Genomic DNA, 26,567 nt, shown 5'->3' with positions numbered 1-26,567 from the left:
GATGGTAGTGGTACTTGTAATGACCTTGATTACAAGTTTGTTCAGCATGTTTAGCAATTAGAGTTTCTAGGAAAATTTAACTACAATTTTAGGATCCGAAAAACATGACTGAAATGATTCGTAGCATTTCAGCTTACGTTTTTCTAATATAATAGTCATTTTTCAAGAAGTGTCTATGAAAAATGCTTGATTTGAGAGGTGAAGCAGTTGACAGGTCAACTAGTTCAATATGGACGGCACCGCCAACGCAGGAGCTATGCGCGCATCAGTGAGGTATTAGAATTACCGAATCTAATCGAAATTCAAACCGCTTCTTATCAATGGTTTTTAGAAGAAGGTTTACGGGAAATGTTTCAGGACATTTCGCCAATTGAGGATTTCACGGGTAACCTATCATTGGAGTTTGTTGATTATAGTTTAGGTGAACCTAAATATCCTGTGGATGAATCCAAGGAAAGGGATGTAACGTATAATGCTCCGCTTCGTGTGAAGGTTCGTTTAATTAACAATGAAACCGGTGAAGTGAAAGAGCAAGAAGTATTTATGGGAGACTTTCCACTAATGACAGATACAGGTACATTTGTTATTAATGGGGCAGAACGCGTTATTGTATCGCAACTTGTTCGTTCTCCTAGTGTCTATTACAACGAAAAAATTGATAAAAACGGTAAAAGAGGCATTACCGCAACTGTGATTCCAAACCGTGGTGCATGGCTGGAATTTGAAACGGATGCGAAAGATGTCGCTTATGTCCGAATCGACCGAACACGTAAGTTACCAATTACCGTGTTATTACGTGCGCTTGGATTTGGTACAGACCAAGAAATCATGGACCTAATAGGTGAAAATGAATATCTGAAGAATACATTAGACAAAGATAATACTGAAACAACGGAAAAGGCATTGTTAGAAATCTATGAGCGGTTACGCCCGGGAGAGCCACCTACCGTTGATAATGCGAAAAGTCTATTGATTTCCCGCTTTTTTGATCCTAAACGTTATGACCTAGCACATGTTGGTCGTTATAAAATGAACAAAAAGCTGCACATCAAAAATCGCTTATTTAACCAAGTGTTAGCCGAAACAGTTGTTGATCAGGAGACTGGTGAAGTATTAGCACAAAAAGGTGATAGATTAGAACGCAAACTACTTAACAAACTACTTCCTTATCTTGAAAAGGAAGAGGATATGCTTGGTGAAAAAACGCTTGAACCACATGATGGGGTTTTAGAAGACCCAATTCGTGTTCAGTCGGTAAAAATTGTTGATCCAACAGACCCAAGTGGTGAAAGACAATTAAATATTATCGGAAATGCCGGGATTGATAAAGGTGTAAAAAATATTATGCCAGCTGATATTTTATCTGCTATCAGCTATTTCTTTAACTTGTTGCACCGAGTTGGCGATACAGATGACATTGATCACTTGGGTAACAGAAGATTACGTTCTGTTGGTGAATTGCTACAGAACCAATTCCGCATTGGTTTGTCACGTATGGAACGTGTTGTACGTGAACGGATGTCGATCCAGGATACATCGAGCATTACACCGCAGCAGTTGATCAACATTCGACCGGTTATCGCTTCTATTAAAGAATTCTTTGGTAGTTCGCAGCTGTCTCAGTTTATGGATCAAACAAATCCATTGGCTGAACTGACCCATAAACGTCGTCTCTCAGCACTTGGACCCGGGGGATTAACACGTGAACGTGCGGGCTTTGAAGTGCGTGACGTACACTATTCTCACTACGGTCGGATGTGTCCAATCGAGACGCCTGAGGGACCGAATATCGGGTTGATTAACTCTTTATCAAGTTACGCTAAAGTAAATACATTCGGCTTTATTGAAACACCATATCGCAGAGTGGATCCTGATACAGGTAAGGTAACTGCTAAAATCGATTACTTAACAGCTGACGAAGAAGATAATTACGTGGTAGCACAGGCAAACGCTCACCTCAATGAGGATGGGAGTTTTGAGGATGAGGAAGTTATTGCGCGCTTCCGCGGGGAAAACACCGCTGTACCAAGAGATCGTATTGATTATATGGACGTATCACCTAAGCAGGTTGTTTCGGCAGCAACTGCGTGTATTCCCTTCTTGGAAAACGATGACTCGAACCGTGCTTTAATGGGTGCAAACATGCAACGGCAAGCAGTACCATTGATGAATCCAGAGGCACCACTTGTTGGGACTGGAATGGAATATGTTTCAGGAAAAGATTCAGGTGCCGCAATCATTTGCCGACATGGCGGGGTTGTTGAACATGTAGAGGCAAAAGAAGTATTTGTCCGTCGTATTTCTGAGGTTGACGGAAAAGAAGTTAAAGGTGATTTGGATCGTTATAAAATGCAAAAATACATTCGTTCCAACCAAGGAACATGCTATAACCAACGTCCGATTGTTAGCGCGGGTGATCGCGTAACAAAAGGTGAAATCCTAGCAGATGGTCCGTCAATGGAAAATGGCGAGTTAGCACTTGGTCGTAATCCGTTAGTTGCCTTTATGACTTGGGAAGGCTATAACTATGAGGATGCGATTATTATGAGTGAACGTCTTGTGAAAGATGATGTTTATACTTCCATCCACATTGAGGAATACGAGTCAGAATCTCGTGACACAAAGCTCGGACCTGAGGAAATCACAAGAGATATTCCGAACGTTGGGGAAGATGCATTGAAAAATATCAACGAGCAAGGAATCATCCGTATTGGTGCAGAAGTTTCAGACGGTGATATTCTAGTAGGTAAAGTGACACCAAAAGGCGTTACGGAATTGTCTGCTGAAGAGCGTTTGCTGCATGCGATTTTCGGTGAAAAAGCTCGTGAAGTTAGGGACACATCGTTACGTGTACCACATGGTGCGGGTGGAATCGTCCTAGATGTTAAGATTTTCAATCGTGAAGATGGTGACGAACTACCACCAGGTGTGAACCAGCTTGTTCGTGTCTATATCGTTCAAAAACGTAAAATACATGAAGGCGATAAAATGGCCGGCCGTCATGGTAATAAAGGGGTTATTTCAAAGATACTACCTGAAGAAGATATGCCATTCTTGCCTGATGGGACTCCGGTTGACATTATGCTTAACCCACTAGGTGTTCCATCGAGAATGAATATCGGACAGGTATTTGAACTACACTTAGGAATCGCAGCACGGCAGTTAGGCATTCACGTTGCAACACCAGTGTTTGATGGTGCAAGAGAAGAAGATGTCTGGGAAACATTAGAAGAAGCCGGCATGCCAAAAGACGCAAAAACCATATTGTACGATGGAAGAACAGGGGAACCATTTGATAATCGAGTATCTGTCGGTGTCATGTACATGATTAAACTAGCCCACATGGTTGACGATAAATTACACGCAAGATCAACTGGACCATATTCTCTTGTTACCCAACAACCACTTGGTGGTAAGGCGCAATTTGGTGGACAACGATTTGGTGAAATGGAAGTTTGGGCACTTGAAGCTTACGGGGCTGCATATACACTTCAAGAAATCTTAACGGTTAAATCCGATGATGTCGTAGGTCGTGTCAAAACGTATGAATCAATTGTTAAAGGTGATAACGTTCCAGAGCCGGGAGTTCCAGAGTCATTCAAGGTATTGATTAAAGAACTTCAGAGTCTTGGATTAGACGTTAAGATCCTCTCAAGTGATGAAGAAGAAATTGAAATGCGCGATATTGAGGAAGAGGAAACGCAAGCAGCGAGCAAACTTAACTTAGAAGTTGAACAAAACTAAAAGTAAGCAGCAGAGTGTTGGCTCAAAGCATCGGGTTCAAGCCAGCATTCTTAATCATAACTGTGGAAACTAAAACTAGCATAAGGCGTACGTTGGACAGCAGGCCTGGCCACGGCCGGCTCCAGCGTCCAGCGACTAGTGGACTTCCTTCTCCTCCTTGCGATAAGTCAACATCGACTCTAGTCTAAAGGAAGGCCGACTAAAAACGGGATTTGCACCCAACGTCGGCATACCCCTTTTACAGGGGGCATGTTTCCTTTATCTCATGCGGGGAAGTCTAGTCCATACGTCGCTACCCGGACGCTTACGCCTTTGTTTTTAAAATCGGACACTAAAAGGGAGGTAGGCCCCTTGCTAGATGTAAATAACTTTGAGTATATGAAAATTGGTTTAGCTTCATCTGAGAAAATTCGCTCTTGGTCATATGGTGAGGTCAAAAAGCCAGAAACAATTAACTACCGTACGTTAAAACCTGAAAAGGATGGTCTTTTTTGTGAACGGATTTTTGGGCCGCAAAAAGACTGGGAATGTCATTGTGGAAAGTATAAACGTGTACGTTATAAGGGTGTCGTATGTGATCGGTGCGGTGTTGAAGTAACAAAAGCGAAGGTACGTCGTGAACGTATGGGACACTTGGAACTTGCTGCGCCTGTATCACATATTTGGTACTTCAAGGGTATTCCGAGCAGAATGGGACTTGTGCTAGATATGTCACCGCGGGCGCTAGAGGAAGTCATCTATTTTGCCGCATACATTGTAACGGATCCCGGGAATACTCCTTTGGAAAAGAAACAATTGCTATCAGAGAAGGAATACCGTGCTTACTATGATAAATACGGTAAAACATTTAAAGCACAAATGGGCGCTGAGGCAATCCGTAAACTTCTTGAAGATATTGATCTTGAAAAAGAAGTTGATTTGCTAAAAGAAGAGCTTAAAACTGCACACGGACAACGAAGGACGCGAGCAATTAAACGTCTAGAAGTATTAGAGGCATTCCGTAATTCAGGAAACGATCCATCTTGGATGGTTATGGACGTATTACCTGTAATACCACCAGAAATCAGACCAATGGTTCAACTTGATGGCGGACGTTTTGCTACTTCCGATTTGAACGATTTGTATCGACGTGTTATTAACCGAAATAATCGTTTAAAACGCTTGTTGGACCTAGGTGCACCAAGCATTATCGTTCAAAATGAAAAAAGAATGCTTCAAGAGGCGGTTGACGCCTTAATTGACAACGGTCGCCGTGGTCGTCCGGTTACAGGGCCTGGTAATCGACCGTTAAAGTCCTTGTCACATATGTTGAAAGGGAAACAAGGTCGCTTCCGTCAAAATTTACTTGGAAAACGTGTGGATTATTCTGGCCGTTCCGTTATTGTGGTTGGACCACACCTGAAAATGTACCAATGTGGTCTTCCTAAAGAAATGGCATTAGAATTATTTAAGCCATTTATTATGAAGGAACTTGTGGAAAAAGGGTTGGCACACAATATTAAATCAGCAAAGCGCAAAATTGAGCGTGTCCATCCGGAAGTTTGGGATGTGTTGGAAGAGGTAATTAAAGAGCATCCAGTCTTACTTAACCGTGCACCAACATTGCACCGCTTAGGTATTCAGGCGTTTGAGCCAACACTTGTAGAAGGCCGTGCGATTCGTCTGCATCCATTGGTATGTACTGCATACAATGCCGACTTCGATGGTGACCAAATGGCGGTACACGTACCGTTATCTGCCGAAGCACAAGCAGAAGCACGTATCTTAATGCTAGCTGCACAAAACATCTTAAACCCGAAAGATGGGAAGCCAGTCGTAACACCATCTCAAGATATGGTGTTGGGTAACTATTATTTAACACTGGAACGTGAAAACGCTGTTGGTGAGGGTACTGTATTTAAGGACATTAATGAGGCGTTAATTTCATACCAAAATGGTTATGTTCATTTGCATACAAGAATTGCTGTGCATGCATCAAGCGTAAACAACAAAACGTTTACGGAAAAACAACAAAATCAATTATTGCTGACAACAGTAGGAAAATTGATTTTCAATGAAATATTGTCCGATTCATTCCCTTATATTAATGAGCCAACGAAAAGTAATTTGGAGATTCGTACTCCCGAAAAATACTTTGTGGAAAGTGGAACGGATATTAAAGAGGAAATTAAAAAGCGTGAAATTATTAAACCATTTAAGAAAGGCTTCTTAGGCGATATCATTGCGGAGGTATTTAAGCAATTTAAAATTAGTGAAACATCTAAAATGCTTGACCGTATGAAGGACCTTGGATTCAGCTATTCAACAAAAGCTGGTATGACAGTTGGTGTATCGGACATTGTTGTATTAAAAGAAAAAGAGGAAATTCTTGAAGAAGCTCAAAATAAAGTGGATAAAGTATTAAAACAATTCCGTAGAGGTTTAATTACGGAAGAAGAGCGGTATGATCGTGTGATCGCGGTTTGGTCACAAGCAAAAGATACGATTCAAGATAAATTGATGCAGTCATTAGATGAGCGAAACCCAATCTTCATGATGAGTGATTCCGGAGCACGTGGTAACGCATCAAACTTCACACAACTTGCAGGTATGCGTGGTCTTATGGCTAACCCTGCCGGACGCATTATTGAATTGCCGATCAAATCAAGTTTCCGTGAGGGACTTACAGTGTTAGAATACTTTATTTCAACACACGGTGCACGTAAAGGTTTGGCGGATACTGCATTGAAAACAGCGGATTCTGGTTACTTAACACGACGTCTTGTGGATGTTGCGCAGGATGTTATTGTTCGAGAAACAGATTGTGGAACCGACCGCGGATTGACTGTATCATCGTTAGTGGATGGTACGGAAATGATCGAACCATTAATTGATCGCTTAATAGGTCGTACTGCTTTTGAAACGGTCCGTCACCCAGAAACAAACGAAGTGATCGTTGAGAATGACACTGTCATGTCTGAGGATCAGGCTAAACAAATCGTCGAGGCTGGAATCGAGGAAGTGACGATAAGGTCAGCCTTCACGTGTAATACAAAGCATGGCGTTTGTAAAAAATGTTATGGTCGCAACTTAGCAACAGGTGCAGAGGTAGAAGTTGGGGAAGCAGTCGGAATCATCGCTGCACAATCTATCGGCGAACCTGGTACACAATTAACAATGCGTACGTTCCATACAGGTGGGGTTGCCGGAGATGATATTACACAAGGTCTACCACGTATACAAGAGCTATTTGAAGCACGTAATCCGAAAGGGCAAGCCGTTATCACAGAAATCTTTGGAACAGTTAAGGAAATTAAAGAAGTCAAAGATAAACAAGAAATTGTTATTCAAGGTGATGTAGAAGAAAAATCCTATGCTGTACCATATAATGCCCGGTTGAAAGTTGCACTTGACGATAAAGTTATTGCTGGTCAAGAGCTTACAGAGGGTTCTGTTGACCCTAAAGAACTTTTACGTGTTCAAGGTGTAGACGGAGTGCAAGATTACTTATTACGTGAGGTTCAACGAGTATATCGTATGCAAGGGGTAGAAATTGGCGATAAACACGTAGAGGTAATGGTGCGTCAAATGTTACGTAAGATACGTATTATGGATAATGGCGATACAGATGTTTTACCAGGCTCATTACTTGAAATTCATCAGTTTAAAGACGCAAACTATAATGTTTTAAACGAAGGAAAACAACCAGCTGTAGGTAAACCGGTGCTACTAGGAATTACAAAAGCATCATTGGAAACAGATTCGTTCCTATCTGCTGCCTCCTTCCAAGAAACAACCCGTGTCTTAACAGATGCAGCAATAAAAGGAAAACGTGACGAACTCTTAGGCTTAAAAGAGAACGTTATTATTGGTAAGCTTGTTCCAGCTGGTACTGGTATAGATCGATACCGCAAGATTGAACCAGCTGTAGATGAACCACAAGAAGAGGAACAAGAAGAAACGGAAATAGTACAATAACAGTCGCTTACGTAATAATTATGTCAAAACAAGTGATGGAAAAATCGGAAGCACAAAAAAATAGTAAACTTTAAGTTGACATTAAAAAAAGAGAATGGTACTATATTCAAGGTGCTTCCGATTTATACTTGTTTGCTTTGGAGGATATATGAATGTCTTATGAAAAAGTAACTCAGGTTCAGTCACGCCTAATAATCGGAGTAAAGCAAACTCTTAAAGCTATGAAAAATGGCTCCATAAGCGAAGTGTTTATTGCTAACGATGCAGATCAGCTTATGACCCAAAAGGTTGTACATTTAGCTGAGGAAATGGATATCCCGGTAAAGCGGGTAGAATCCATGGAAAAGCTTGGTGCTGCTTGTGGGATAGATGTTAGTGCATCATCGGTAGCAGTTAAACAACAATAGTTTTGGCGGGTTTTTCCGCGAAAGCTTTGTTTTTTGCTGAAATATGAACCACCTGGATATGTGGTATTACAAATATACGAATATTGGTGGTTGCTGGATTCAATTTTTAAACTTAGATCGTATTAGAAGGGAGGACAAAATCATGCCAACAATTAATCAGCTTGTACGTAAAGGTCGTGTGAGCAAGACAAAGCAATCTGACTCACCAGCACTTAATAAAGGGTACAATAGCTTCAAAAAGTCATTTACAGATTTATCATCTCCACAAAAACGTGGTGTATGTACACGTGTTGGAACATTAACACCAAAAAAACCTAACTCAGCACTTCGTAAATATGCACGTGTGCGTTTGTCGAACAACATCGAGGTAACTGCATACATCCCTGGTATTGGTCACAACCTACAAGAACACAGTGTTGTACTTATCCGTGGTGGTCGTGTAAAAGACTTACCAGGTGTGCGTTATCACATTGTTCGTGGAGCACTTGATACTGCAGGTGTTGAAGGACGTGCACAAGGACGTTCTAAATACGGTACGAAAAGACCGAAAAAATAAGCAAGTATGATGTAACGAGAAAGATTTAGGAAAGGAGGGGGACATATGCCACGTAAAGGACCAGTACCTAAACGCGATGTCTTGCCAGATCCACTATATAATTCAAAATTAGTAACTCGTTTGATTAACCAGATTATGATTAACGGGAAACGAGGCAAAGCTCAAAAAATTCTTTACAATGCGTTTGAACTTGTTGGCGAAAGAAGCGGACAAAACGCAATGGAAGTATTTGAACAGGCAATGAAAAATGTTATGCCAGTACTTGAAGTTCGTGCACGTCGTGTTGGTGGTTCAAACTACCAAGTGCCGATGGAAGTACGCCCAGAACGTCGTCAAGCATTAGGACTTCGTTATATCGTTAACTATTCACGCTTGCGCGGGGAAAAAACGATGGAAGAACGTCTTGCGAATGAGATTCTAGATGCTTCAAACAACACTGGTGCATCCGTTAAAAAACGCGAAGAAATGCACAAAATGGCTGAAGCTAACAAAGCATTTGCTCACTATCGCTGGTAAAACTCTATTAAAAGCTTTTAACAGGAAGGAGAAGAATACATGGCAAGAGAGTTCTCCTTGGAAAAGACGCGTAATATTGGTATTATGGCACACATTGATGCCGGAAAAACCACAACAACTGAGCGTATTCTTTTCTACACAGGACGTATTCATAAAATCGGTGAAACTCATGAAGGTGCTTCACAAATGGACTGGATGGAGCAGGAGCAAGAACGTGGTATCACAATCACATCTGCAGCAACAACTGCTCAATGGAAAGGCTACCGTATTAACATCATTGATACACCAGGACACGTAGACTTCACTGTTGAGGTTGAACGTTCATTACGTGTACTTGATGGTGCGGTTACAGTTCTTGATGCACAATCAGGTGTTGAACCACAAACAGAAACAGTGTGGCGCCAAGCAACAACATATGGTGTACCACGTATTGTGTTTATAAACAAGATGGATAAGATCGGTGCTGACTTCCTATATTCAACAGGAACACTAAAAGAACGCTTGGGTGCAAATGCGCATCCGGTTCAATTACCGATTGGAGCCGAGGACAGTTTTGAAGGCATTATTGACCTTATAACAATGCAGGCATACTATTACGAGGATGATTTAGGAACACGCGCTGAAGCACGTGAAATTCCAGCAGAGTATAAGGAAAAAGCCGAAGAGTTACGTGCTTCACTTGTTGAATCTGTATCAGAATTAGATGAAGATTTGATGATGAAGTATTTAGAAGGCGAAGAAATTTCTAACGAAGAATTAAAGAAAGTGATTCGCCAAGCAACATTAAATGTTGAATTTTATCCTGTATTTGTTGGTTCAGCATTTAAAAATAAAGGTGTTCAATTGATGCTTGATGGTGTGATTGATTACTTACCAGCACCAACAGACGTAGCAGCAATTGAAGGTATTCTTCCTGATTCAGAAGAACAGGTTACACGTCCGTCAGATGACAACGCACCTTTCTCAGCACTAGCATTTAAAGTAATGACAGATCCATACGTAGGTAAATTAACATTCTTCCGCGTATATTCTGGAACTTTAGATTCTGGTTCATATGTGAAAAACTCGGTTAAAGACAAACGCGAACGTGTTGGTCGTATCTTGCAAATGCACGCAAACTCCCGCCAAGAAATCTCTACTGTTTATGCAGGTGAGATTGCAGCAGCGGTAGGTTTGAAAGATACGTCTACAGGGGATACACTTTGTGATGAGAAAGACCTAGTTATCCTAGAATCAATGGAATTCCCAGATCCAGTTATCTCGGTTGCTATTGAACCAAAAACAAAAGCGGACCAAGACAAGATGGGGATTGCGTTAGGAAAACTAGCTGAAGAAGATCCTACGTTCCGAACTGAAACAAACGTTGAAACTGGTCAAACAATTATTTCTGGTATGGGTGAATTACACCTTGATGTTATTGTTGACCGTTTAAAACGCGAATTCAGAGTTGAGGCCAATGTCGGTGCGCCACAGGTTGCGTACCGTGAAACATTCCGCGGATCAGCTGAAGTCGAAGGTAAATTTGTGCGTCAGTCCGGTGGTCGTGGACAATACGGTCATGTTTGGGTTAAATTTGAACCAAACGAAGAGGGCGCTGGCTTTGAATTCGAAAACAAGATCGTTGGTGGTGTTGTTCCGCGTGAATACATTCCATCTGTTGAAGCCGGTATTAAGGAGTCAATGGAAAATGGTGTGTTAGCTGGTTACCCATTAATCGATGTTAAGGCTACACTATATGACGGAAGCTATCATGATGTTGACTCTAACGAGATGGCATTTAAAATCGCTGCATCCATGGCATTGAAAGCAGCAAAAAACAAATGTCAACCTGTTCTTCTTGAACCAATTGAAAAAGTTGAAATTGTAATTCCTGAAGAATACATGGGTGACATTATGGGTGATGTAACTTCACGTCGTGGTCGTGTAGAAGGTATGGAAGCTCGCGGCCCTGCACAAACGATTAAGGCATTTGTACCACTTTCCGAAATGTTTGGTTATGCAACAGCATTACGTTCAAACACGCAAGGACGTGGACAGTACACGATGCACTTTGATCATTACGAAGAGGTGCCGAAGAGCATTTCAGAAGAAATTATCAAAAAAAATGCTGGTGAATAATTGATTTTTTGATAAATCTCAAGTATAACTTTATTGAAGGCTAGGAAATAACATCATTAATGTTATTTCTTGGCTATATGAATACTTAAAAATTTCACTTATTTAAGGGAGGAACTATAAATGGCTAAAGAAAAATTCGATCGTTCAAAAAGTCACGTTAACATTGGAACAATTGGACACGTTGACCATGGTAAAACTACTTTAACTGCTGCAATCACAACTACATTGCACAAAAAATCTGGTAAAGGTACTGCAATGGCATATGACCAAATCGACGGTGCACCAGAAGAAAAAGAACGCGGTATTACAATTGCAACATCTCACGTAGAGTATGAAACAGATACTCGCCACTATGCACACGTTGACTGCCCAGGTCACGCTGACTATGTTAAAAACATGATCACTGGTGCTGCACAAATGGACGGAGCTATCTTAGTAGTATCTGCTGCAGATGGTCCAATGCCACAAACTCGTGAGCACATCCTATTATCACGTAACGTTGGGGTACCTGCAATTGTAGTATTCCTTAACAAATGTGACATGGTAGATGACGAAGAACTATTAGAACTAGTTGAAATGGAAGTTCGTGACTTGTTAACTGAATATGACTTCCCTGGTGATGATGTACCAGTAATCAAAGGTTCTGCACTTAAAGCACTTGAAGGTGACGCAGATTACGAAGCAAAAATTTACGAATTGATGGATGCAGTAGATGAATATATTCCATCTCCAGAACGTGACACTGATAAACCATTCATGATGCCTGTTGAGGACGTATTCTCTATCACTGGCCGTGGTACTGTTGCAACTGGTCGTGTTGAACGTGGACAAGTTAAAGTCGGTGACGAAGTAGAAATCATCGGTCTTAACGAAGGACCAGGAAAAACAACTGTAACTGGTGTTGAAATGTTCCGTAAGCTTCTTGACTATGCAGAAGCTGGAGATAACATCGGTGCACTTCTTCGTGGGGTTGCTCGTGAAGACATCAACCGTGGTCAAGTACTTGCTAAACCAGGTTCAATTACACCACATACTAACTTCAAGGCAGAAGTTTATGTGTTGTCAAAAGAAGAAGGAGGACGTCATACTCCATTCTTTGCTAACTATCGTCCACAATTCTACTTCCGTACAACTGACGTTACTGGAGTTATCCAACTTCCAGAAGGAGTAGAAATGGTAATGCCTGGCGATAACATTGAAATGACTGTTGAGCTTATCGCACCAATCGCTATCGAAGACGGTACTCGTTTCTCTATCCGTGAAGGCGGACGTACTGTTGGATCAGGCGTAGTAACTACAATTGAAAAGTAATTCTGTTAAATATAAAACAGGCAGCGTGACGACGCTGCCTGTTTTTTGTTTTTCTCAATAGCTGTTTTCCGATGAATCGGACCTACAATTCCCCACCCACTTGAAAATGCCTCTTATTTTTAGAACAAAATATATAAAATGACGACATAAGCTCATACGGCTCTTACGGAAATCATGTGGCTGTTATTAATAACTCAACTTTCGTACCGATAAAATAAGATCAAACAGTTAGCTGTGGCAAACTTTGAACACCTCTAATATTTGCCTTGACAACTCTGATAAACCTAAAGACTGTTAAGATTGAGGCTGCGATTACTTGCCCTATTGAAAACATTTGTTGATTTATATATAAAATGCGTAGTAACTAAAAAATAGCTTCCTCGCCGTTCCGGAAATACACTACGCTTTCCGCGGGCAGCTGCTGAGCCTCCTCGAGCTGGGTGCTCGCCTGAGTTGCAAGTAATTTCGGTGAAGTATCGCTCCTCGCAACTCGAAGCTTATTCGGTGGAAGTTTCGCTCGTCGCTCTGCGGGGTCTCACCTAGGCCTCTCTTCCCGCAGGAGTCCCCGTCTATTTCATGCAGCGAAAGTTGAGTTAATATGTACAAATTTAAAGGATAAGCAAGCTAAATATTGATGAAATAGGCTGACAACTATATTCACCCAAATACAGAACAGAACGCAATTTGCCTTGACCATACTACTACACTATAATGAAATTTATTGACTGTAAAAAAGGAGAGGATGATTTATATATGCGGAAAACATATCGTGTCTTAGCCATCGCTGCTATTTTCTTGATGTCTATGGTATTAGTAGCATGCGGCGACAAAAATGATGAAAGTGACAATGCTGCTGATAATAATAACAATGATGGAATCGGAGAAAAAGACATTACATTAGGAACTGATGATTATGTGTCAAACACATCAAATACATATGTAGCAAAATTATTGCTGGAAGAGATCGGTTATAACGTTGAAATAACGCAAACAGACGTCGGTGTTGAATATACCGGCCTTGCTGATGGATCAACAGATGCACTTGTTGGTGCCTGGCTCCCAACAACTCATAAAAGTTACTGGGAAAAATATAAAGATAACCTTGAAAAAATCAATACAGTTACCGAAGAAGTAAAACTTGGTTTAACCGTTCCAGCATATATGGAAGATATTAATTCGATTGAAGATTTGGCAGATAATAAAAATGATATTGGAGAAAAGCTAGAATGGAAAATCACTGGCATCAGCCCTGGAGCAGGCGAAATGAAAATAACAAAAAATGAAGTCATGCCTGGATATGGTTTGGATAAATGGGAACTGGTTGAAAGCTCAGGCCCTGCCATGGCTGCGGTTTTATCTGGTGCAATCGATAAGGAAGAACCAATTGTTGTCACACTATGGACACCGCACTGGACATTCAATAAATTTGACCTAAAGATCTTAGAAGACCCGAAAGGAACATTTGGCGAACCAGATGACGTATTCTCTGTCGCTAGAGATGATTTTAAAGATCAATCACCGGCAGCGTATAAGTTCCTTAAACAATTTTCAATTGAGCAAGAAGATACACAAGAAATAATGCTTGATATTGCGGATGGTATGGATGAAGAAGCTGCTGCACAGAAATTTATTGATGACCATCCCGATTTAAAAGATGAGTGGCTAAAGGGGTTTGAATAAAAAAATAAAGGAATTTATAAAGCGCGTAATAACTTAAAATGAAAAGTTATTACGCGCTTTATAATGGTTGCATTATTATATTTTAACTGGTGGCAGAAGAGATTTTTCTCACAGCAAATGGTTAGTACTCGACTTTCCTGCAAAAAAATACTTACAACCCTTGCATTCCTAGCAAAAAGTTTGTATAATACATAAATGTGCAATCTGATAGTTTTTCACTAAAAAAGGGTTGCATTGATCGCGTTCTTTCTATATAATAAGAATGTTGGTCGTAAAGGCGATGAAGTGAAAGGTTGTTGACACACCCGGCCCCTTTGCCATGGCGGGTGGTTAAGAAATTTTCACGGAGAATGTCTATTATGAAATGGGCGAAAAGGAGGGAAAATAATGGCAAAAGAAAAGATTAGAATTCGTTTAAAGGCATATGATCATCGTATTTTAGATCAGTCTGCTGAAAAAATTGTAGAAACCGCGAAACGTTCTGGAGCAGCTGTTTCCGGACCGATCCCGTTACCTACAGAAAAATCCGTTTATACTGTATTGCGTGCGGTACACAAATACAAGGATTCGCGTGAGCAATTTGAAATGCGCACACATAAACGGTTAATCGATATTGTTAATCCAACACCACAAACGGTTGATTCGTTAATGCGTCTTGACTTACCATCCGGTGTGGATATTGAAATTAAACTATAATAAATTATGTATTACCATAGGAGGTGTAACGGATGGCGAAAGGAATCTTAGGTCGTAAAATCGGCATGACTCAGCTTTTTTCTGAAGACGGAGAGTTGATCCCTGTAACAGTAGTTCAGGCTGAGCCAAACGTAGTATTGCAAAAGAGAACATTAGAAAATGATGGTTATGAAGCGCTACAAATCGGTTTTGCTGATGAAAAGGAATCACGTACAAACAAAGCGGAAAAAGGTCATGCTGAAAAAGCAAACACAACCCCTAAGCGCTACGTTCGTGAAATCCGTAACGCAAATCTTGATGAATATGAAGTAGGTCAAGAAATTAGCGTAGAAGTTTTTCAGGCGGGCGATAAAATTGATGTAACTGGAACATCTAAAGGTAAAGGTTTCCAAGGTGCTATCAAACGCCACAACCAACAGCGCGGACCAATGTCTCATGGCTCTCATTATCATAGAGCACCAGGTTCAATGGGTGTTATCGATCCAATGCGAGTTTTCAAAGGCAAAAAGCTTCCAGGACAAATGGGTGGCGAACAAGTAACGATTCAAAACCTCGAGGTAGTTAATGTAGATGCAGAACGCAATCTATTATTAATTAGAGGAAATGTCCCTGGTGCGAAAAAATCATTCGTAAAAATCACGAGTGCAATAAAGGCTAACTAATCATATAGACGAAGGGAGGATATGTCATGCCTAAAGTAGCACTATTTAAACAAGATGGAACACAAAACGGAGACGTTGAACTAAATGATTCCGTTTTTGGTATTGAACCGAATACACACGTATTACATGAGGCTGTAGTCATGCAACGCGCATCATTACGCCAAGGCACTCATGATGTGAAAAACCGCTCAGAAGTACGTGGCGGTGGTCGCAAACCATGGCGCCAAAAAGGTACAGGTCGTGCACGTCAAGGTTCTACTCGTTCACCACAATGGGTAGGCGGCGGAACTGTATTTGGCCCAACACCACGCAGTTACAGCTATAAACTACCTAAAAAAGTACGTCGTTTAGCGCTTAAGTCTGCATTATCTTCTAAAGTTAAAGAGGAAAGTCTAGTGATATTAGACAGTATTGCTATTGATGCTCCTAAAACAAAAGAAGTTGTAAAAATGTTAGACGCGTTAAATGTTGATACCAAGGCGTTAATTGTTACTGCTGATAAAGACGAAACGGTAATTCGTTCAGCAAACAATCTTCAATCAGTTAAGGTACTTACTGTTGAGGAAGTTAATGTACTAGACTTGCTTACGCATGACAAGCTGATCTTAACGAAAGACGCAGCTGAAAAAGCAGGGGAGGTGCTTGCATAATGAAAGAACCAAGAGATGTTATTAAGCGCCCTGTCATTACAGAGAATTCTGCTGATTTAATGGCGGAGAAAAAATACACGTTTGAAGTAAGCCCAAAAGCAAATAAAACAGAGATTAAAGATGCTGTTGAATTGGTTTTCGGTGTGAAAGTTATAAAAGTAAACACTATGAACTTAAAAGGTAAATTTAAGCGAATGGGTCGATACGGTGGATACCGTTCAGATCGCAAAAAAGCTATCGTTCAGCTTTCAGAGGATAGTGAAGAATTGGACTTCTTTGAAGGCTAAGAAAGTTAAGTGAAGGAGGGAAAACAAGATGGCGATTAAAAAATTCAGACCAACTTCAAATGGTCGTCGTAATATGTCAGTATCTGACTTTGCAGAGATCACCACTGACAAACCAGAGAAATCCCTACTAAGCCCAATTTACAAACGTGGCGGACGTAACAATCAAGGGAAATTAACTGTTCGTCATCAAGGTGGCGGTCATAAACGTCAATATCGTATTATTGATTTTAAACGCGAAAAAGATGGTATACCTGGACGCGTTGCTACGATCGAATATGATCCGAACCGTTCTGCAAACATTGCGTTAATTCATTATGTTGATGGCGAAAAGCGTTACATTTTGGCTCCAAAAGGGCTTAAAGTAGGGCAAAAAATAGAATCAGGTGAAAATGCAGACATCAAACTTGGGAATGCACTAGCACTTAAAGATATGCCTGTAGGTACTGTGATTCATAACATCGAATTAAAACCAGGAAATGGCGGACAATTGGCTAGATCAGCTGGTGCCGAGGCACAAATCCTTGGCCGTGAAGGTAAATATAGCTTAGTTCGTTTAGCTTCAGGAGAGGTTCGATTAGTACTTTCAACTTGTCGTGCAACAGTAGGTCAAGTTGGTAACTTGGAACATGAACTTATCCGTGTTGGTAAAGCAGGTCGTTCTCGCTGGTTAGGCAAGCGCCCAACTGTTCGTGGATCTGTTATGAACCCTAACGATCACCCGCATGGTGGTGGTGAAGGCCGTGCTCCAATCGGACGTAAATCACCAATGTCACCTTGGGGTAAACCTACGCTTGGTTATAAAACACGTCAACGTAATAAGCCGACAGATAAATTTATCGTTCGTAAGCGTAAAAAATAACTAAAGTAATGGGCGGGAAACTCAGACCCGTCTCTCAATTGCGAAAGGAGGTTTATCCATGGGTCGTAGCTTAAAAAAAGGACCTTTTGCAGATGACCATCTAATGAATAAGATCGAGAAATTAAACGAAGATGACAAAAAGCAAGTTATAAAAACTTGGTCACGTCGTTCAACTATATTCCCTAACTTTGTTGGTCATACAGTTGCTGTTTATGACGGACGCAAACATGTGCCTGTATATATCACAGAAGACATGGTCGGACATAAATTAGGTGAATTCGCGCCAAGCCGTACGTTTAAAGGACACGCTGGCGATGACAAGAAAACAAAACGCTAATGAGAGGAGGCACTCTACATGCAAGCTAAAGCCGTTGCGAAATCAGTTCGTATTGCTCCTCGTAAAGTACGTTTAGTTGTAGATTTAATTCGAGGAAAAAATGTTGGCGAAGCAATTGCAATCTTACGCCTTACACAACGTGGTGCTTCTCCAGTCGTAGAAAAAGTTCTTAAGTCTGCAGTTGCAAACGCAGAACACAACTACGAAATGGACACAGATAACCTAGTAGTTTCTGAGGCATTTGTAAATGAAGGTGCAACATTGAAACGTTTCCGTCCACGTGCTCAAGGACGTGCAAGTAAAATTAATAAACGCACAAGCCATATTACATTGGTTGTAACAGAAAAGAAGGAGGGATAGTCAGTGGGTCAAAAAGTAAATCCAACCGGTCTTCGTGTCGGTATCATTCGTGACTGGGAGTCAAAATGGTATGCTGGCAAAGACTATGCAGACTTACTACACGAAGATATCAAAATCAGAGAATATCTTGAAAATCGCTTGCTTACAGCTGCTGTTTCTTCTATTGAAATTGAACGTGCAGCAAATCGTGTGAATATCACTATTCATACTGGTAAACCTGGTATGGTAATTGGTAAAGGCGGATCTGAAGTAGAAGCCCTACGCAAATCATTAAACAGTTTGACTGGCAAGCGTGTTCATATAAATATCGTAGAAATTAAGAAAGTTGATCTTAATGCAACATTGGTTGCTGAAAATATTGCTCGTCAATTAGAAAACCGTATTTCTTTCCGTCGTGCACAAAAACAATCAATTCAACGTGCGATGCGCGGTGGAGCAAAAGGTGTCAAAACACAAGTTTCTGGACGTCTTGGCGGTGCAGATATCGCCCGTGCGGAACATTATAGTGAAGGAACAGTACCACTACACACATTGCGTGCTGATATCGATTATGGTACAGCAGAAGCAGACACTACTTATGGTAAATTAGGTGTTAAAGTGTGGATTTACCGTGGAGAAGTCCTTCCAACAAAAACTGACAAATAAGGAAGGGGGCAATGCATTATGTTAATGCCTAAGCGTGTAAAATATCGTAGACAACACCGTGGCCGCATGAAAGGTCAAGCAAAAGGTGGAACAACAGTAGCATTTGGTGAATATGGCTTACAAGCAATTGATGCATCTTGGATTACAAGCCGTCAAATTGAAGCTGCTCGTATTGCAATGACCCGTTACATGAAACGTGGCGGAAAAGTTTGGATTAAAATCTTTCCTGACAAACCATACACTGCAAAACCCCTAGAAGTTCGGATGGGTTCTGGTAAAGGGGCTCCTGAAGGCTGGGTAGCAGTTGTAAAACCAGGAAAAATCATGTTTGAAATCGCTGGTGTACCAGAAGAAGTGGCACGTGAAGCGTTACGTCTTGCTTCTCATAAACTACCGATTAGAACAAAATTCGTAAAACGTGAAGAAATTGGTGGTGAAATCAATGAAGGCTAAAGAGATCAGAGAACTAACCACTGCCGAAATTGAACAAAAAGTTAAAGTTTTAAAAGAAGAATTATTTAATTTGCGCTTTCAACTTGCAACTGGACAACTGGAAAACACTGCGCGAATTCGTGAAGTTAAAAAGTCTATTGCACGCATGAAAACTGTTGTACGTCAACGTGAACTAAGCGTAAATAACTAACTGAAACAAGAGAGGAGGTTAGCCTCAAAATGACTGAGCGTAATAATCGTAAAGTATATACAGGCCGTGTCGTATCAGACAAAATGGATAAAACAATCACTGTTTTAGTTGAAACATACAAATTCCATAAGTTATACGGCAAACGTGTTAAGTACTCTAAAAAATTCAAAACACATGATGAAAATAACCAAGCAAAAACTGGTGATATCGTTCGCATCATGGAAACTCGTCCGCTATCAGCTACGAAACGTTTTCGTTTAGTTGAAGTCGTTGAAGAAGCGGTAATTATATAATTAAAGTTCGCTCGGAAGGTATCCGAAGGGAGGTCATAGCGATATGATTCAACAAGAAACTCGTTTAAAAGTTGCAGATAACTCTGGTGCCCGTGAAGTTTTAGCGGTTAAAGTGCTAGGTGGATCCGGACGTAAAACAGCTAATATTGGTGATGTAATTGTTTGTTCTGTCAAACAAGCAACACCAGGTGGCGTTGTCAAAAAAGGCGAAGTTGTTAAAGCTGTAATCGTTCGTAGTAAATCTGGTATGCGTCGTAAAGATGGATCATACATTCGTTTTGATGAAAATGCTGCCGTAATCATCCGTGATGACAAAAGTCCAAGAGGTACACGTATCTTCGGACCAGTCGCACGTGAATTACGCGATGCAAAATTCATGAAAATCGTATCTCTAGCTCCAGAAGTTTTATAAAGCGAAAATGTTAAGCCTTGTTAGGGAGGTGCGTCAAGCATGCATGTAAAAAAAGGTGATAAAGTAAAAGTGATTTCCGGTAAAGATAGTGGAAAACAAGGCACTATTTTAGAAGCATATCCGAAGAAGGAACGTGTTCTTGTAGAAGGAATTAACATGGTTAAGAAACACGCAAAACCTTCTCAAGATAATCCACAAGGTGGAATTCTTAATCAAGAAGCGCCAATTCATGTTTCTAATGTAATGCCAATCGATCCTAAGTCCGGTGAACCAACTCGTGTTGGGTATGAAGAACGTGACGGAAAGAAAGTCCGCATCGCTAAAAAATCCGGTGAAGCATTAGATAAATAGTCTACAGCGAAAGGAGGGCTCTCGTGATGAATCAACTTAAAGAGAAATATCAAGGTGAAATTTTACCATCTTTGATGAATAAATTCAGTTATGAATCAGTTATGCAAGTACCAACTATTGAAAAAATTGTTATCAACATGGGTGTTGGTGATGCTGTTTCAAATTCAAAAGCATTGGATAGTGCAGTAGAAGAACTAGCTTTAATTTCTGGACAAAAACCAATGATAACTCGCGCTAAAAAGTCAATCGCTGGCTTCCGCTTACGTGAAGGAATGCCAATTGGAACGAAAGTAACGCTTCGTGGTGAACGCATGTATGAATTCTTACAAAAACTTATTGCCGTATCACTACCACGTGTACGTGACTTCCGTGGTATTTCTAAGAAAGCATTTGATGGCCGTGGTAACTACACATTAGGTGTAAAAGAGCAACTGATTTTCCCAGAAATTAATTACGATAAAGTAAACAAAGTGCGCGGTATGGATATTGTTATTGTTACAACATCAAATACCGACGAAGAAGCGCGTGAACTTTTAGCTCAGCTAGGCATGCCTTTCCAAAAATAAGCTAAAGAGCTAATACAAGGAGGGAAAATTGTGGCTAAAAAATCAATGATTGCAAAACAAAAACGTCCACAAAAATATCAAGTACGTGAATATACACGCTGTGAACGTTGTGGCCGTCCACATTCTGTAATTCGTAAATTTAAATTATGCCGTATTTGTTTCCGCGAACTTGCCTATAAAGGTCAAATTCCTGGTGTCAAAAAAGCAAGCTGGTAAACCCCGATTCGGGAAGGAGGTAATGAGTAATGGTTATGACAGATCCAATCGCAGATATGCTAACTCGTATTCGTAATGCTAACATGGTAAAACATGAAAAGTTGGAGCTTCCAGCATCTAAAATGAAAAAAGAAATCGCTGATATCTTAAAACGTGAAGGATTCGTACGTGATTATGAATTCATTGAAGATAGCAAACAAGGTGTTCTGCGTATTTTCCTTAAGTACGGTGCAAGTGAAGAACGAGTAATTACAGGTATCAAACGTATTAGTAAGCCAGGACTACGTGTTTATGCAAAAGCTGACGAAGTACCACGTGTATTAAACGGCTTAGGCATTGCTATCGTATCAACATCTAAAGGTGTGTTATCTGATAAAGAAGCACGTACACAAGCTGTTGGTGGCGAAGTTCTTGCATATGTTTGGTAATTAACATTTTTGAAATGAGGAGGTGCATGGAATGTCTCGTATAGGACTAAAGCCAATACAAATTCCAGATGGTGTGGAAGTTAAGCTTAACGGAAATACCGTTACAGTAAAAGGCCCTAAAGGCGAATTAACTAGAGATTTTCATGATGATATAAAAATTGTCATTGAAGACAATGTTATTACGATTGAACGTCCAAGCGATCATAAAGATCATCGCGCATTACACGGTACAACACGCAGCCTGATCAACAATATGGTTGAAGGAGTTCATAAAGGATTTGAGAAAAGCCTTGAAATTATTGGTGTCGGATATCGTGCACAAAAACAAGGTGAAAAAGTTGTGGTTAACGCAGGTTATTCACATCCAGTAGAAATCGAACCTCGTGATGGTATTGAAATTGATGTACCTAAAAACACACAAATTATTGTTAAAGGTATCGATAAAGAATTGGTTGGAGCTGTTGCTGCAAATATTAGAGCAATCAGACCACCAGAGCCTTATAAAGGTAAAGGTATTCGCTATGAAGGTGAATATGTACGTCGTAAAGAAGGTAAAACTGCTAAGTAAGGTTAGTTAGGGAGCAGAAAGGAGTGACCTAGATGATCACAAAGCCTGACAAAAACGCAGTACGCAAAAAAAGACATATGCGCGTTCGTAAAAACCTATTTGGAACTGAACAACGCCCACGTCTAAACGTGTACCGTTCAAATAAACACATTTACGCACAATTAATTGATGATATTAATGGTCTTACATTAGCTAGTGCTTCAACCAAGGATAACGAATTGAAAGTAGAAGCAACTGGTAATGTAGAAGCAGCTAAACAAGTCGGAGAATTGATCGCAAAACGTGCCCAAGATAAAGGTTACAAATCGATTGTGTTCGATCGCGGAGGCTACCTTTATCATGGACGTGTGAAAGCTTTAGCAGATGCTGCTCGCGAAGCAGGTCTTGAATTTTAACCGATAAAGGAGGGACATACATGCATAACAGCATTGATCCGAACAAATTAGATCTTGAAGAACGCGTTGTTACGATCAACCGTGTGGCAAAAGTAGTTAAAGGTGGACGTCGTTTCCGTTTTGCCGCATTGGTAGTAGTCGGTGACAAGAATGGTCATGTAGGCTTTGGTACAGGTAAAGCACAAGAGGTACCAGAAGCAATTAAAAAAGCAGTTGACGATGCAAAGAAAAACTTAATTGAAGTACCTATCGTTGGTACAACAATTCCACACGAAATCAACGGACGTTTTGGCTCTGGTAACGTATTAATGAAACCAGCAGCAGAAGGTACTGGAGTTATCTCTGGTGGACCAGTTCGTGCGGTCCTTGAGCTTGCAGGTGTTGGTGATATCTTAACAAAATCACTTGGAGCAAATACACCGATTAATATGATTCGTGCTACTTTAAACGGATTAACAAATTTAAAACGTGCAGAAGAAGTAGCTAAACTACGCGGAAAGTCTGTAGAAGAACTGTTAGGATAAGGAGGGAAATACTATGTCTAAAAAATTAGAAATCACCCTCAAGCGCAGTGTTATTGGTCGAACAGAAGTGCAAAAACAAACTGTTCAAGCGTTAGGACTTAAAAAAATTCAACAATCCGTAGTTCGGGAAGATACACCATCTCTTCGTGGAATGGTTAACAAAGTATCCCATCTCGTAGCGGTCAAAGAACTTTAATAAAACATTAGCGTAAAGGGAGGTGCTCGCATGAAACTTCATGAATTGAAGGCATCAGAAGGAACTCGCAAAGAACGTAATCGTGTAGGTCGTGGAACGTCTTCTGGTAACGGAAAGACATCTGGAAGAGGGCATAAAGGACAAAAAGCACGTTCAGGTGGCGGTACACGTTTGGGCTTTGAAGGTGGTCAAATGCCATTATTCCAAAGCTTGCCAAAACGCGGATTTACGAATGTTCATCGTAAAGAATTTGCTATTGTGAACCTTGATGCATTAAATCGTTTTGAAGACGGCACAGAAATTACACCTGAGCTATTACTTGAAGAAGGTGTCGTAAGCAAACTTAAAGCTGGCATTAAAGTGCTAGGTAAGGGTGCTATCGAAAAGAAACTTACAGTAAAAGCTCACAAGTTCTCTGCTTCAGCCAAAGAAGCTATTGAAGCAGCGGGCGGTAAAACCGAGGTGATTTAATGTTTCGTACAATCTCCAATTTTATGCGCGTGGGTGATATCAGACGGAAAATCATCTTTACATTATTAATGTTAGTTGTCTTCCGTCTTGGTTCTTTTATTCCTGTGCCATATACAAATAAAGAAGCAATTGATTCTTTTATGGACCAAGGAAATGTATTTGGGTTTCTAAATATATTTGGCGGTGGGGCATTACAAAACTTCTCTATATTTGCGATGGGTATTATGCCTTACATCACCGCTTCGATTATAATGCAATTACTTCAAATGGATGTTGTACCGAAATTTGCTGAATGGAAAAAGCAAGGTGAAATGGGACGCAAGAAATTAGCCCAGATCACACGTTATGGAACAGTGGTTCTTGCATTTGTCCAGGCGATAGCAATGTCAGTCGGATTTAATGCAATGGCTGGTGGACAATTAATTTCCAACCAAGGAATTTTGACGTTTCTTGTTATTGCAGTGGTGTTAACTAGTGGAACTACATTTTTAATGTGGCTAGGTGAGCAAATCACGGCAAATGGTGTCGGAAATGGTATCTCCATTTTGATTTTTGCAGGTATCGTAGCTGCAGTACCAAATGGCGTAAAACAATTATATGTTCAGTATTTCGATAATCCTGGCGATGAATTGTTTATTAATATCGTCATTGTTGCATTAATTGCTTTGGTAGTCGTTGCAGTAACTGTTGGTGTTATATTCATTCAACAGGCGTTGCGCAAGATTCCGATTCAATATGCAAAAAAACTTGTAAACCGTTCCCCAGTCGGTGGGCACTCTACACATTTACCACTTAAAGTAAATGCTGCGGGGGTTATCCCGGTAATCTTTGCCATTGCATTTATTATGGCCCCAAGAACGGTGGCGGGACTTTTTGAAGGTAATGATTTTGCTGCAACGATCGAAACGATTTTTGATTATACCAAACCTATTGGGATGGTCATCTATGTAGCGTTAATTATTGCATTCACGTACTTTTATTCATTTGTTCAAGTTAATCCAGAACAAATGGCTGAGAATTTGCAAAAACAAGGTGGATATATTCCAGGAATTAGGCCTGGTAAGAAAACAGAAACATATTTAACCCGTGTCATGTATCGTCTTACATTCGTTGGATCGATCTTCTTGGCGGCCGTTTCTGTTTTACCTATTATTTTAGGTGGTCTTGCAGGGCTTCCTACAGCAGTACGAATCGGCGGTACGAGTTTACTAATCGTTGTTGGTGTCGCACTTCAAACGATGAAACAACTGGAAAGTCAGTTAGTTAAACGACACTACAAAGGATTTATTAAGTAAAACAAGTAACCAACCCGAGAGCGAGGGGAAAATTGTTGAATTTAATTTTAATGGGTCTACCTGGTGCTGGTAAAGGTACACAGGCAGAAAAAATTGTTGAAAAATATCACATCCCTCATATCTCAACAGGAGATATGTTCCGGTTAGCTATTAAAGAAGGAACAGAGTTAGGCAAAAAGGCAAAAGAATATATGGATCAAGGCGCTCTTGTTCCAGACGAAGTAACAATCGGCATTGTGGAGGAACGTTTGCAGAAGGACGATTGTCAGGATGGATTTTTATTAGATGGTTTCCCAAGAACAATCGCTCAAGCAGACGCATTGCAATCGCTATTAACCAAAATGGATGAAGACATTGATTACGTACTGCATGTAAACGTACCTGAAGAAAACTTATTGGAACGTTTAACGGGTCGTAGAATTTGTCCGACATGTGGTACCACTTATCATGTTCTATTCAACCCTCCAAAAGAAGAGGGCGTATGTGATAAAGATGGTTCTACTTTAATCCAACGTGATGATGATAAGGCTGAAACGGTGAAAAATCGTTTAGATGTTAGCATTGAACAAACAATGCCACTTTTAGATTATTATCAGGACAAAGGATATCTCGTAACAGTAAACGGTGATCAAGAAATTGATAAAGTTTTTCAGGATATCCAGGCAAAAATAGAAAAATAAGCATTCAACCAGATGATGGGTGCAATTTTATCTATGAAAAGGTATAATAAAGCAGTGTGTACTTTTTAGTATTGCATTGATTACTTGATATAAAAGTGACACAGTAAGTTAAATCATGATAATTTGTAAACCTTTATAATAAGGTGTTCATTATATTATAGCCTAAGTGAAGGTGATCGTTGTGGAGGAAGCTGATTCGGTTCCGCAGATGGGTCAAGTTGTTCGTATTATGCAAGGACGTGAAGCTGGCCAGTATGCGGTTGTCATTAAAATAGTTGACGAACGGTATGTCTTACTAGCAGATGGGGAAAAACGTAAATATGATCGACCAAAGAAAAAGAATCTACATCATATTGAAGTTATGGATTATATATCTCCAGAAGTCCAAAACAGCCTTCTAGAAACTGGTCGTGTCACAAATGGGAAATTACGGTTTGCCATAGCTAAATTTGTCAAAGAGGTTGTGACTGATTTGAAGAAGGGAGATCAACACGATGGCGAAAGACGATGTAATTGAAGTGGAAGGTACCGTAACGGAAACATTGCCAAACGCGATGTTTAATGTAGAGCTTGAAAATGGCCATACGGTCTTGGCACATGTATCTGGCAAAATTCGTATGCATTTCATTCGTATCTTACCAGGTGACAAAGTAACGGTAGAACTTTCACCGTATGATTTAACAAGAGGAAGAATTACGTACCGTTATAAATAATAACAGGCTCCGATATAAAAGGAGGTAAAGA

33 protein-coding genes are annotated in these 26,567 nt (G+C 40.4%); all 33 read left to right on the top strand.

Annotated elements, in window-relative coordinates:
- Nucleotides 1-207: 207 nt before the first annotated feature.
- The 33 genes from rpoB to infA all read left to right on the top strand — a co-directional run bounded on the left by rpoB (nucleotide 208) and on the right by infA (nucleotide 26,536).
- Nucleotides 208-3,744, top strand: coding sequence for a DNA-directed RNA polymerase subunit beta (gene rpoB / locus C8270_RS03770; RefSeq protein ID WP_106495545.1), 3,537 nt, complete (start codon nucleotides 208-210; stop codon nucleotides 3,742-3,744).
- A 351-nt stretch (nucleotides 3,745-4,095) separates the two neighbouring features.
- Nucleotides 4,096-7,701 (top strand): DNA-directed RNA polymerase subunit beta', encoded by a 3,606-nt coding sequence (gene rpoC / locus C8270_RS03765; protein ID WP_106495543.1) that lies wholly within the window; start codon nucleotides 4,096-4,098, stop codon nucleotides 7,699-7,701.
- Between the two features lie 152 nt (nucleotides 7,702-7,853).
- Complete coding sequence (locus C8270_RS03760; RefSeq protein WP_106495542.1) at nucleotides 7,854-8,108, top strand: ribosomal L7Ae/L30e/S12e/Gadd45 family protein; 255 nt, start codon at nucleotides 7,854-7,856, stop codon at nucleotides 8,106-8,108.
- Between the two features lie 142 nt (nucleotides 8,109-8,250).
- Nucleotides 8,251-8,664 carry a 30S ribosomal protein S12 gene (gene rpsL, locus C8270_RS03755; protein ID WP_106495540.1) on the top strand — a complete coding sequence of 138 codons (414 nt, stop codon included), beginning with the start codon at nucleotides 8,251-8,253 and terminating at the stop codon, nucleotides 8,662-8,664.
- Nucleotides 8,665-8,709: 45 nt separating this feature from the next.
- Nucleotides 8,710-9,180, top strand: a complete 471-nt coding sequence (gene rpsG, locus C8270_RS03750; RefSeq protein WP_106495538.1) for a 30S ribosomal protein S7 — start codon at nucleotides 8,710-8,712, stop codon at nucleotides 9,178-9,180.
- Nucleotides 9,181-9,219: 39 nt separating this feature from the next.
- Entirely contained in the window at nucleotides 9,220-11,298 is a 2,079-nt protein-coding gene (fusA, locus tag C8270_RS03745; protein ID WP_106495536.1) for an elongation factor G, read from the top strand.
- A gap of 120 nt (nucleotides 11,299-11,418) precedes the next feature.
- Nucleotides 11,419-12,609 carry an elongation factor Tu gene (gene tuf / locus C8270_RS03740; protein ID WP_106495535.1) on the top strand — a complete coding sequence of 397 codons (1,191 nt, stop codon included), beginning with the start codon at nucleotides 11,419-11,421 and terminating at the stop codon, nucleotides 12,607-12,609.
- Between the two features lie 753 nt (nucleotides 12,610-13,362).
- Nucleotides 13,363-14,289, top strand: coding sequence for a glycine betaine ABC transporter substrate-binding protein (locus C8270_RS03735; RefSeq protein ID WP_106495533.1), 927 nt, complete (start codon nucleotides 13,363-13,365; stop codon nucleotides 14,287-14,289).
- A 387-nt stretch (nucleotides 14,290-14,676) separates the two neighbouring features.
- Nucleotides 14,677-14,985: a 30S ribosomal protein S10 gene (rpsJ, locus tag C8270_RS03730; RefSeq protein ID WP_106495531.1), complete on the top strand. Its 309-nt coding sequence runs from the start codon at nucleotides 14,677-14,679 to the stop codon at nucleotides 14,983-14,985.
- Between the two features lie 32 nt (nucleotides 14,986-15,017).
- A complete protein-coding gene (rplC, locus tag C8270_RS03725) occupies nucleotides 15,018-15,647 on the top strand; it encodes a 50S ribosomal protein L3 (RefSeq protein WP_106495529.1) in 630 nt (209 codons plus the stop codon).
- Nucleotides 15,648-15,673: 26 nt separating this feature from the next.
- The gene (gene rplD, locus C8270_RS03720) at nucleotides 15,674-16,297 is read left to right on the top strand and encodes a 50S ribosomal protein L4 (RefSeq protein WP_106495528.1); all 624 of its coding nucleotides are present in this window, start codon (nucleotides 15,674-15,676) and stop codon (nucleotides 16,295-16,297) included.
- Complete coding sequence (gene rplW, locus C8270_RS03715; protein ID WP_106495526.1) at nucleotides 16,297-16,584, top strand: 50S ribosomal protein L23; 288 nt, start codon at nucleotides 16,297-16,299, stop codon at nucleotides 16,582-16,584. The genes rplD and rplW overlap by 1 nt, the downstream gene beginning before the upstream one ends.
- Before the next feature lie 28 nt (nucleotides 16,585-16,612).
- Nucleotides 16,613-17,443 (top strand): 50S ribosomal protein L2, encoded by an 831-nt coding sequence (rplB, locus tag C8270_RS03710; protein WP_106495524.1) that lies wholly within the window; start codon nucleotides 16,613-16,615, stop codon nucleotides 17,441-17,443.
- A 58-nt stretch (nucleotides 17,444-17,501) separates the two neighbouring features.
- Nucleotides 17,502-17,780: a 30S ribosomal protein S19 gene (gene rpsS / locus C8270_RS03705; RefSeq protein ID WP_106495522.1), complete on the top strand. Its 279-nt coding sequence runs from the start codon at nucleotides 17,502-17,504 to the stop codon at nucleotides 17,778-17,780.
- A gap of 18 nt (nucleotides 17,781-17,798) precedes the next feature.
- Nucleotides 17,799-18,140 carry a 50S ribosomal protein L22 gene (rplV, locus tag C8270_RS03700; RefSeq protein ID WP_106495521.1) on the top strand — a complete coding sequence of 114 codons (342 nt, stop codon included), beginning with the start codon at nucleotides 17,799-17,801 and terminating at the stop codon, nucleotides 18,138-18,140.
- Between the two features lie 3 nt (nucleotides 18,141-18,143).
- Nucleotides 18,144-18,785: a 30S ribosomal protein S3 gene (gene rpsC, locus C8270_RS03695; RefSeq protein WP_106495519.1), complete on the top strand. Its 642-nt coding sequence runs from the start codon at nucleotides 18,144-18,146 to the stop codon at nucleotides 18,783-18,785.
- A gap of 18 nt (nucleotides 18,786-18,803) precedes the next feature.
- A complete protein-coding gene (gene rplP, locus C8270_RS03690; RefSeq protein ID WP_106495517.1) occupies nucleotides 18,804-19,238 on the top strand; it encodes a 50S ribosomal protein L16 in 435 nt (144 codons plus the stop codon).
- A complete protein-coding gene (gene rpmC / locus C8270_RS03685) occupies nucleotides 19,228-19,428 on the top strand; it encodes a 50S ribosomal protein L29 (protein WP_106495515.1) in 201 nt (66 codons plus the stop codon). The genes rplP and rpmC overlap by 11 nt, the downstream gene beginning before the upstream one ends.
- A 29-nt stretch (nucleotides 19,429-19,457) precedes the next feature.
- The gene (gene rpsQ / locus C8270_RS03680) at nucleotides 19,458-19,721 is read left to right on the top strand and encodes a 30S ribosomal protein S17 (protein WP_088051834.1); all 264 of its coding nucleotides are present in this window, start codon (nucleotides 19,458-19,460) and stop codon (nucleotides 19,719-19,721) included.
- A gap of 43 nt (nucleotides 19,722-19,764) precedes the next feature.
- Nucleotides 19,765-20,133: a 50S ribosomal protein L14 gene (gene rplN, locus C8270_RS03675; protein WP_106495514.1), complete on the top strand. Its 369-nt coding sequence runs from the start codon at nucleotides 19,765-19,767 to the stop codon at nucleotides 20,131-20,133.
- A 39-nt stretch (nucleotides 20,134-20,172) separates the two neighbouring features.
- Nucleotides 20,173-20,484, top strand: a complete 312-nt coding sequence (gene rplX, locus C8270_RS03670; protein WP_106495512.1) for a 50S ribosomal protein L24 — start codon at nucleotides 20,173-20,175, stop codon at nucleotides 20,482-20,484.
- Nucleotides 20,485-20,510: 26 nt separating this feature from the next.
- On the top strand, nucleotides 20,511-21,050 hold the full coding sequence (rplE, locus tag C8270_RS03665) for a 50S ribosomal protein L5 (protein WP_106495510.1): 540 nt from the start codon (nucleotides 20,511-20,513) through the stop codon (nucleotides 21,048-21,050).
- Between the two features lie 30 nt (nucleotides 21,051-21,080).
- Nucleotides 21,081-21,266 carry a type Z 30S ribosomal protein S14 gene (locus C8270_RS03660; protein ID WP_019375521.1) on the top strand — a complete coding sequence of 62 codons (186 nt, stop codon included), beginning with the start codon at nucleotides 21,081-21,083 and terminating at the stop codon, nucleotides 21,264-21,266.
- 29 nt (nucleotides 21,267-21,295) lie between these two features.
- Complete coding sequence (gene rpsH / locus C8270_RS03655) at nucleotides 21,296-21,694, top strand: 30S ribosomal protein S8 (protein WP_106495509.1); 399 nt, start codon at nucleotides 21,296-21,298, stop codon at nucleotides 21,692-21,694.
- Nucleotides 21,695-21,725: 31 nt separating this feature from the next.
- A complete protein-coding gene (gene rplF / locus C8270_RS03650) occupies nucleotides 21,726-22,262 on the top strand; it encodes a 50S ribosomal protein L6 (RefSeq protein ID WP_106495507.1) in 537 nt (178 codons plus the stop codon).
- Nucleotides 22,263-22,294: 32 nt separating this feature from the next.
- On the top strand, nucleotides 22,295-22,657 hold the full coding sequence (gene rplR / locus C8270_RS03645; protein WP_106495505.1) for a 50S ribosomal protein L18: 363 nt from the start codon (nucleotides 22,295-22,297) through the stop codon (nucleotides 22,655-22,657).
- 20 nt (nucleotides 22,658-22,677) lie between these two features.
- The gene (gene rpsE, locus C8270_RS03640) at nucleotides 22,678-23,181 is read left to right on the top strand and encodes a 30S ribosomal protein S5 (protein WP_106495503.1); all 504 of its coding nucleotides are present in this window, start codon (nucleotides 22,678-22,680) and stop codon (nucleotides 23,179-23,181) included.
- 13 nt (nucleotides 23,182-23,194) lie between these two features.
- The gene (gene rpmD, locus C8270_RS03635; protein WP_106495500.1) at nucleotides 23,195-23,377 is read left to right on the top strand and encodes a 50S ribosomal protein L30; all 183 of its coding nucleotides are present in this window, start codon (nucleotides 23,195-23,197) and stop codon (nucleotides 23,375-23,377) included.
- A 30-nt stretch (nucleotides 23,378-23,407) separates the two neighbouring features.
- Complete coding sequence (gene rplO / locus C8270_RS03630; protein ID WP_106495497.1) at nucleotides 23,408-23,848, top strand: 50S ribosomal protein L15; 441 nt, start codon at nucleotides 23,408-23,410, stop codon at nucleotides 23,846-23,848.
- Entirely contained in the window at nucleotides 23,848-25,143 is a 1,296-nt protein-coding gene (gene secY, locus C8270_RS03625; protein WP_106495495.1) for a preprotein translocase subunit SecY, read from the top strand. Before rplO ends, secY begins: the two co-directional genes overlap by 1 nt.
- A gap of 35 nt (nucleotides 25,144-25,178) precedes the next feature.
- Nucleotides 25,179-25,823 (top strand): adenylate kinase, encoded by a 645-nt coding sequence (locus C8270_RS03620; RefSeq protein ID WP_106495493.1) that lies wholly within the window; start codon nucleotides 25,179-25,181, stop codon nucleotides 25,821-25,823.
- 181 nt (nucleotides 25,824-26,004) lie between these two features.
- Entirely contained in the window at nucleotides 26,005-26,340 is a 336-nt protein-coding gene (locus C8270_RS03615) for a KOW domain-containing RNA-binding protein (RefSeq protein ID WP_106495491.1), read from the top strand.
- On the top strand, nucleotides 26,318-26,536 hold the full coding sequence (gene infA, locus C8270_RS03610) for a translation initiation factor IF-1 (protein ID WP_010095735.1): 219 nt from the start codon (nucleotides 26,318-26,320) through the stop codon (nucleotides 26,534-26,536). The genes C8270_RS03615 and infA overlap by 23 nt, the downstream gene beginning before the upstream one ends.
- The last annotated feature ends 31 nt before the right edge of the window (nucleotides 26,537-26,567 follow it).

It is taken from the genome of Lentibacillus sp. Marseille-P4043, assembly GCF_900258515.1.
In the GTDB taxonomy this organism is placed as follows: domain Bacteria; phylum Bacillota; class Bacilli; order Bacillales; family Amphibacillaceae; genus Lentibacillus_C.
The sequence above is the reverse complement of the archived record's forward strand: the minus strand, read 5'-3'. Positions and strand labels throughout refer to the sequence as shown.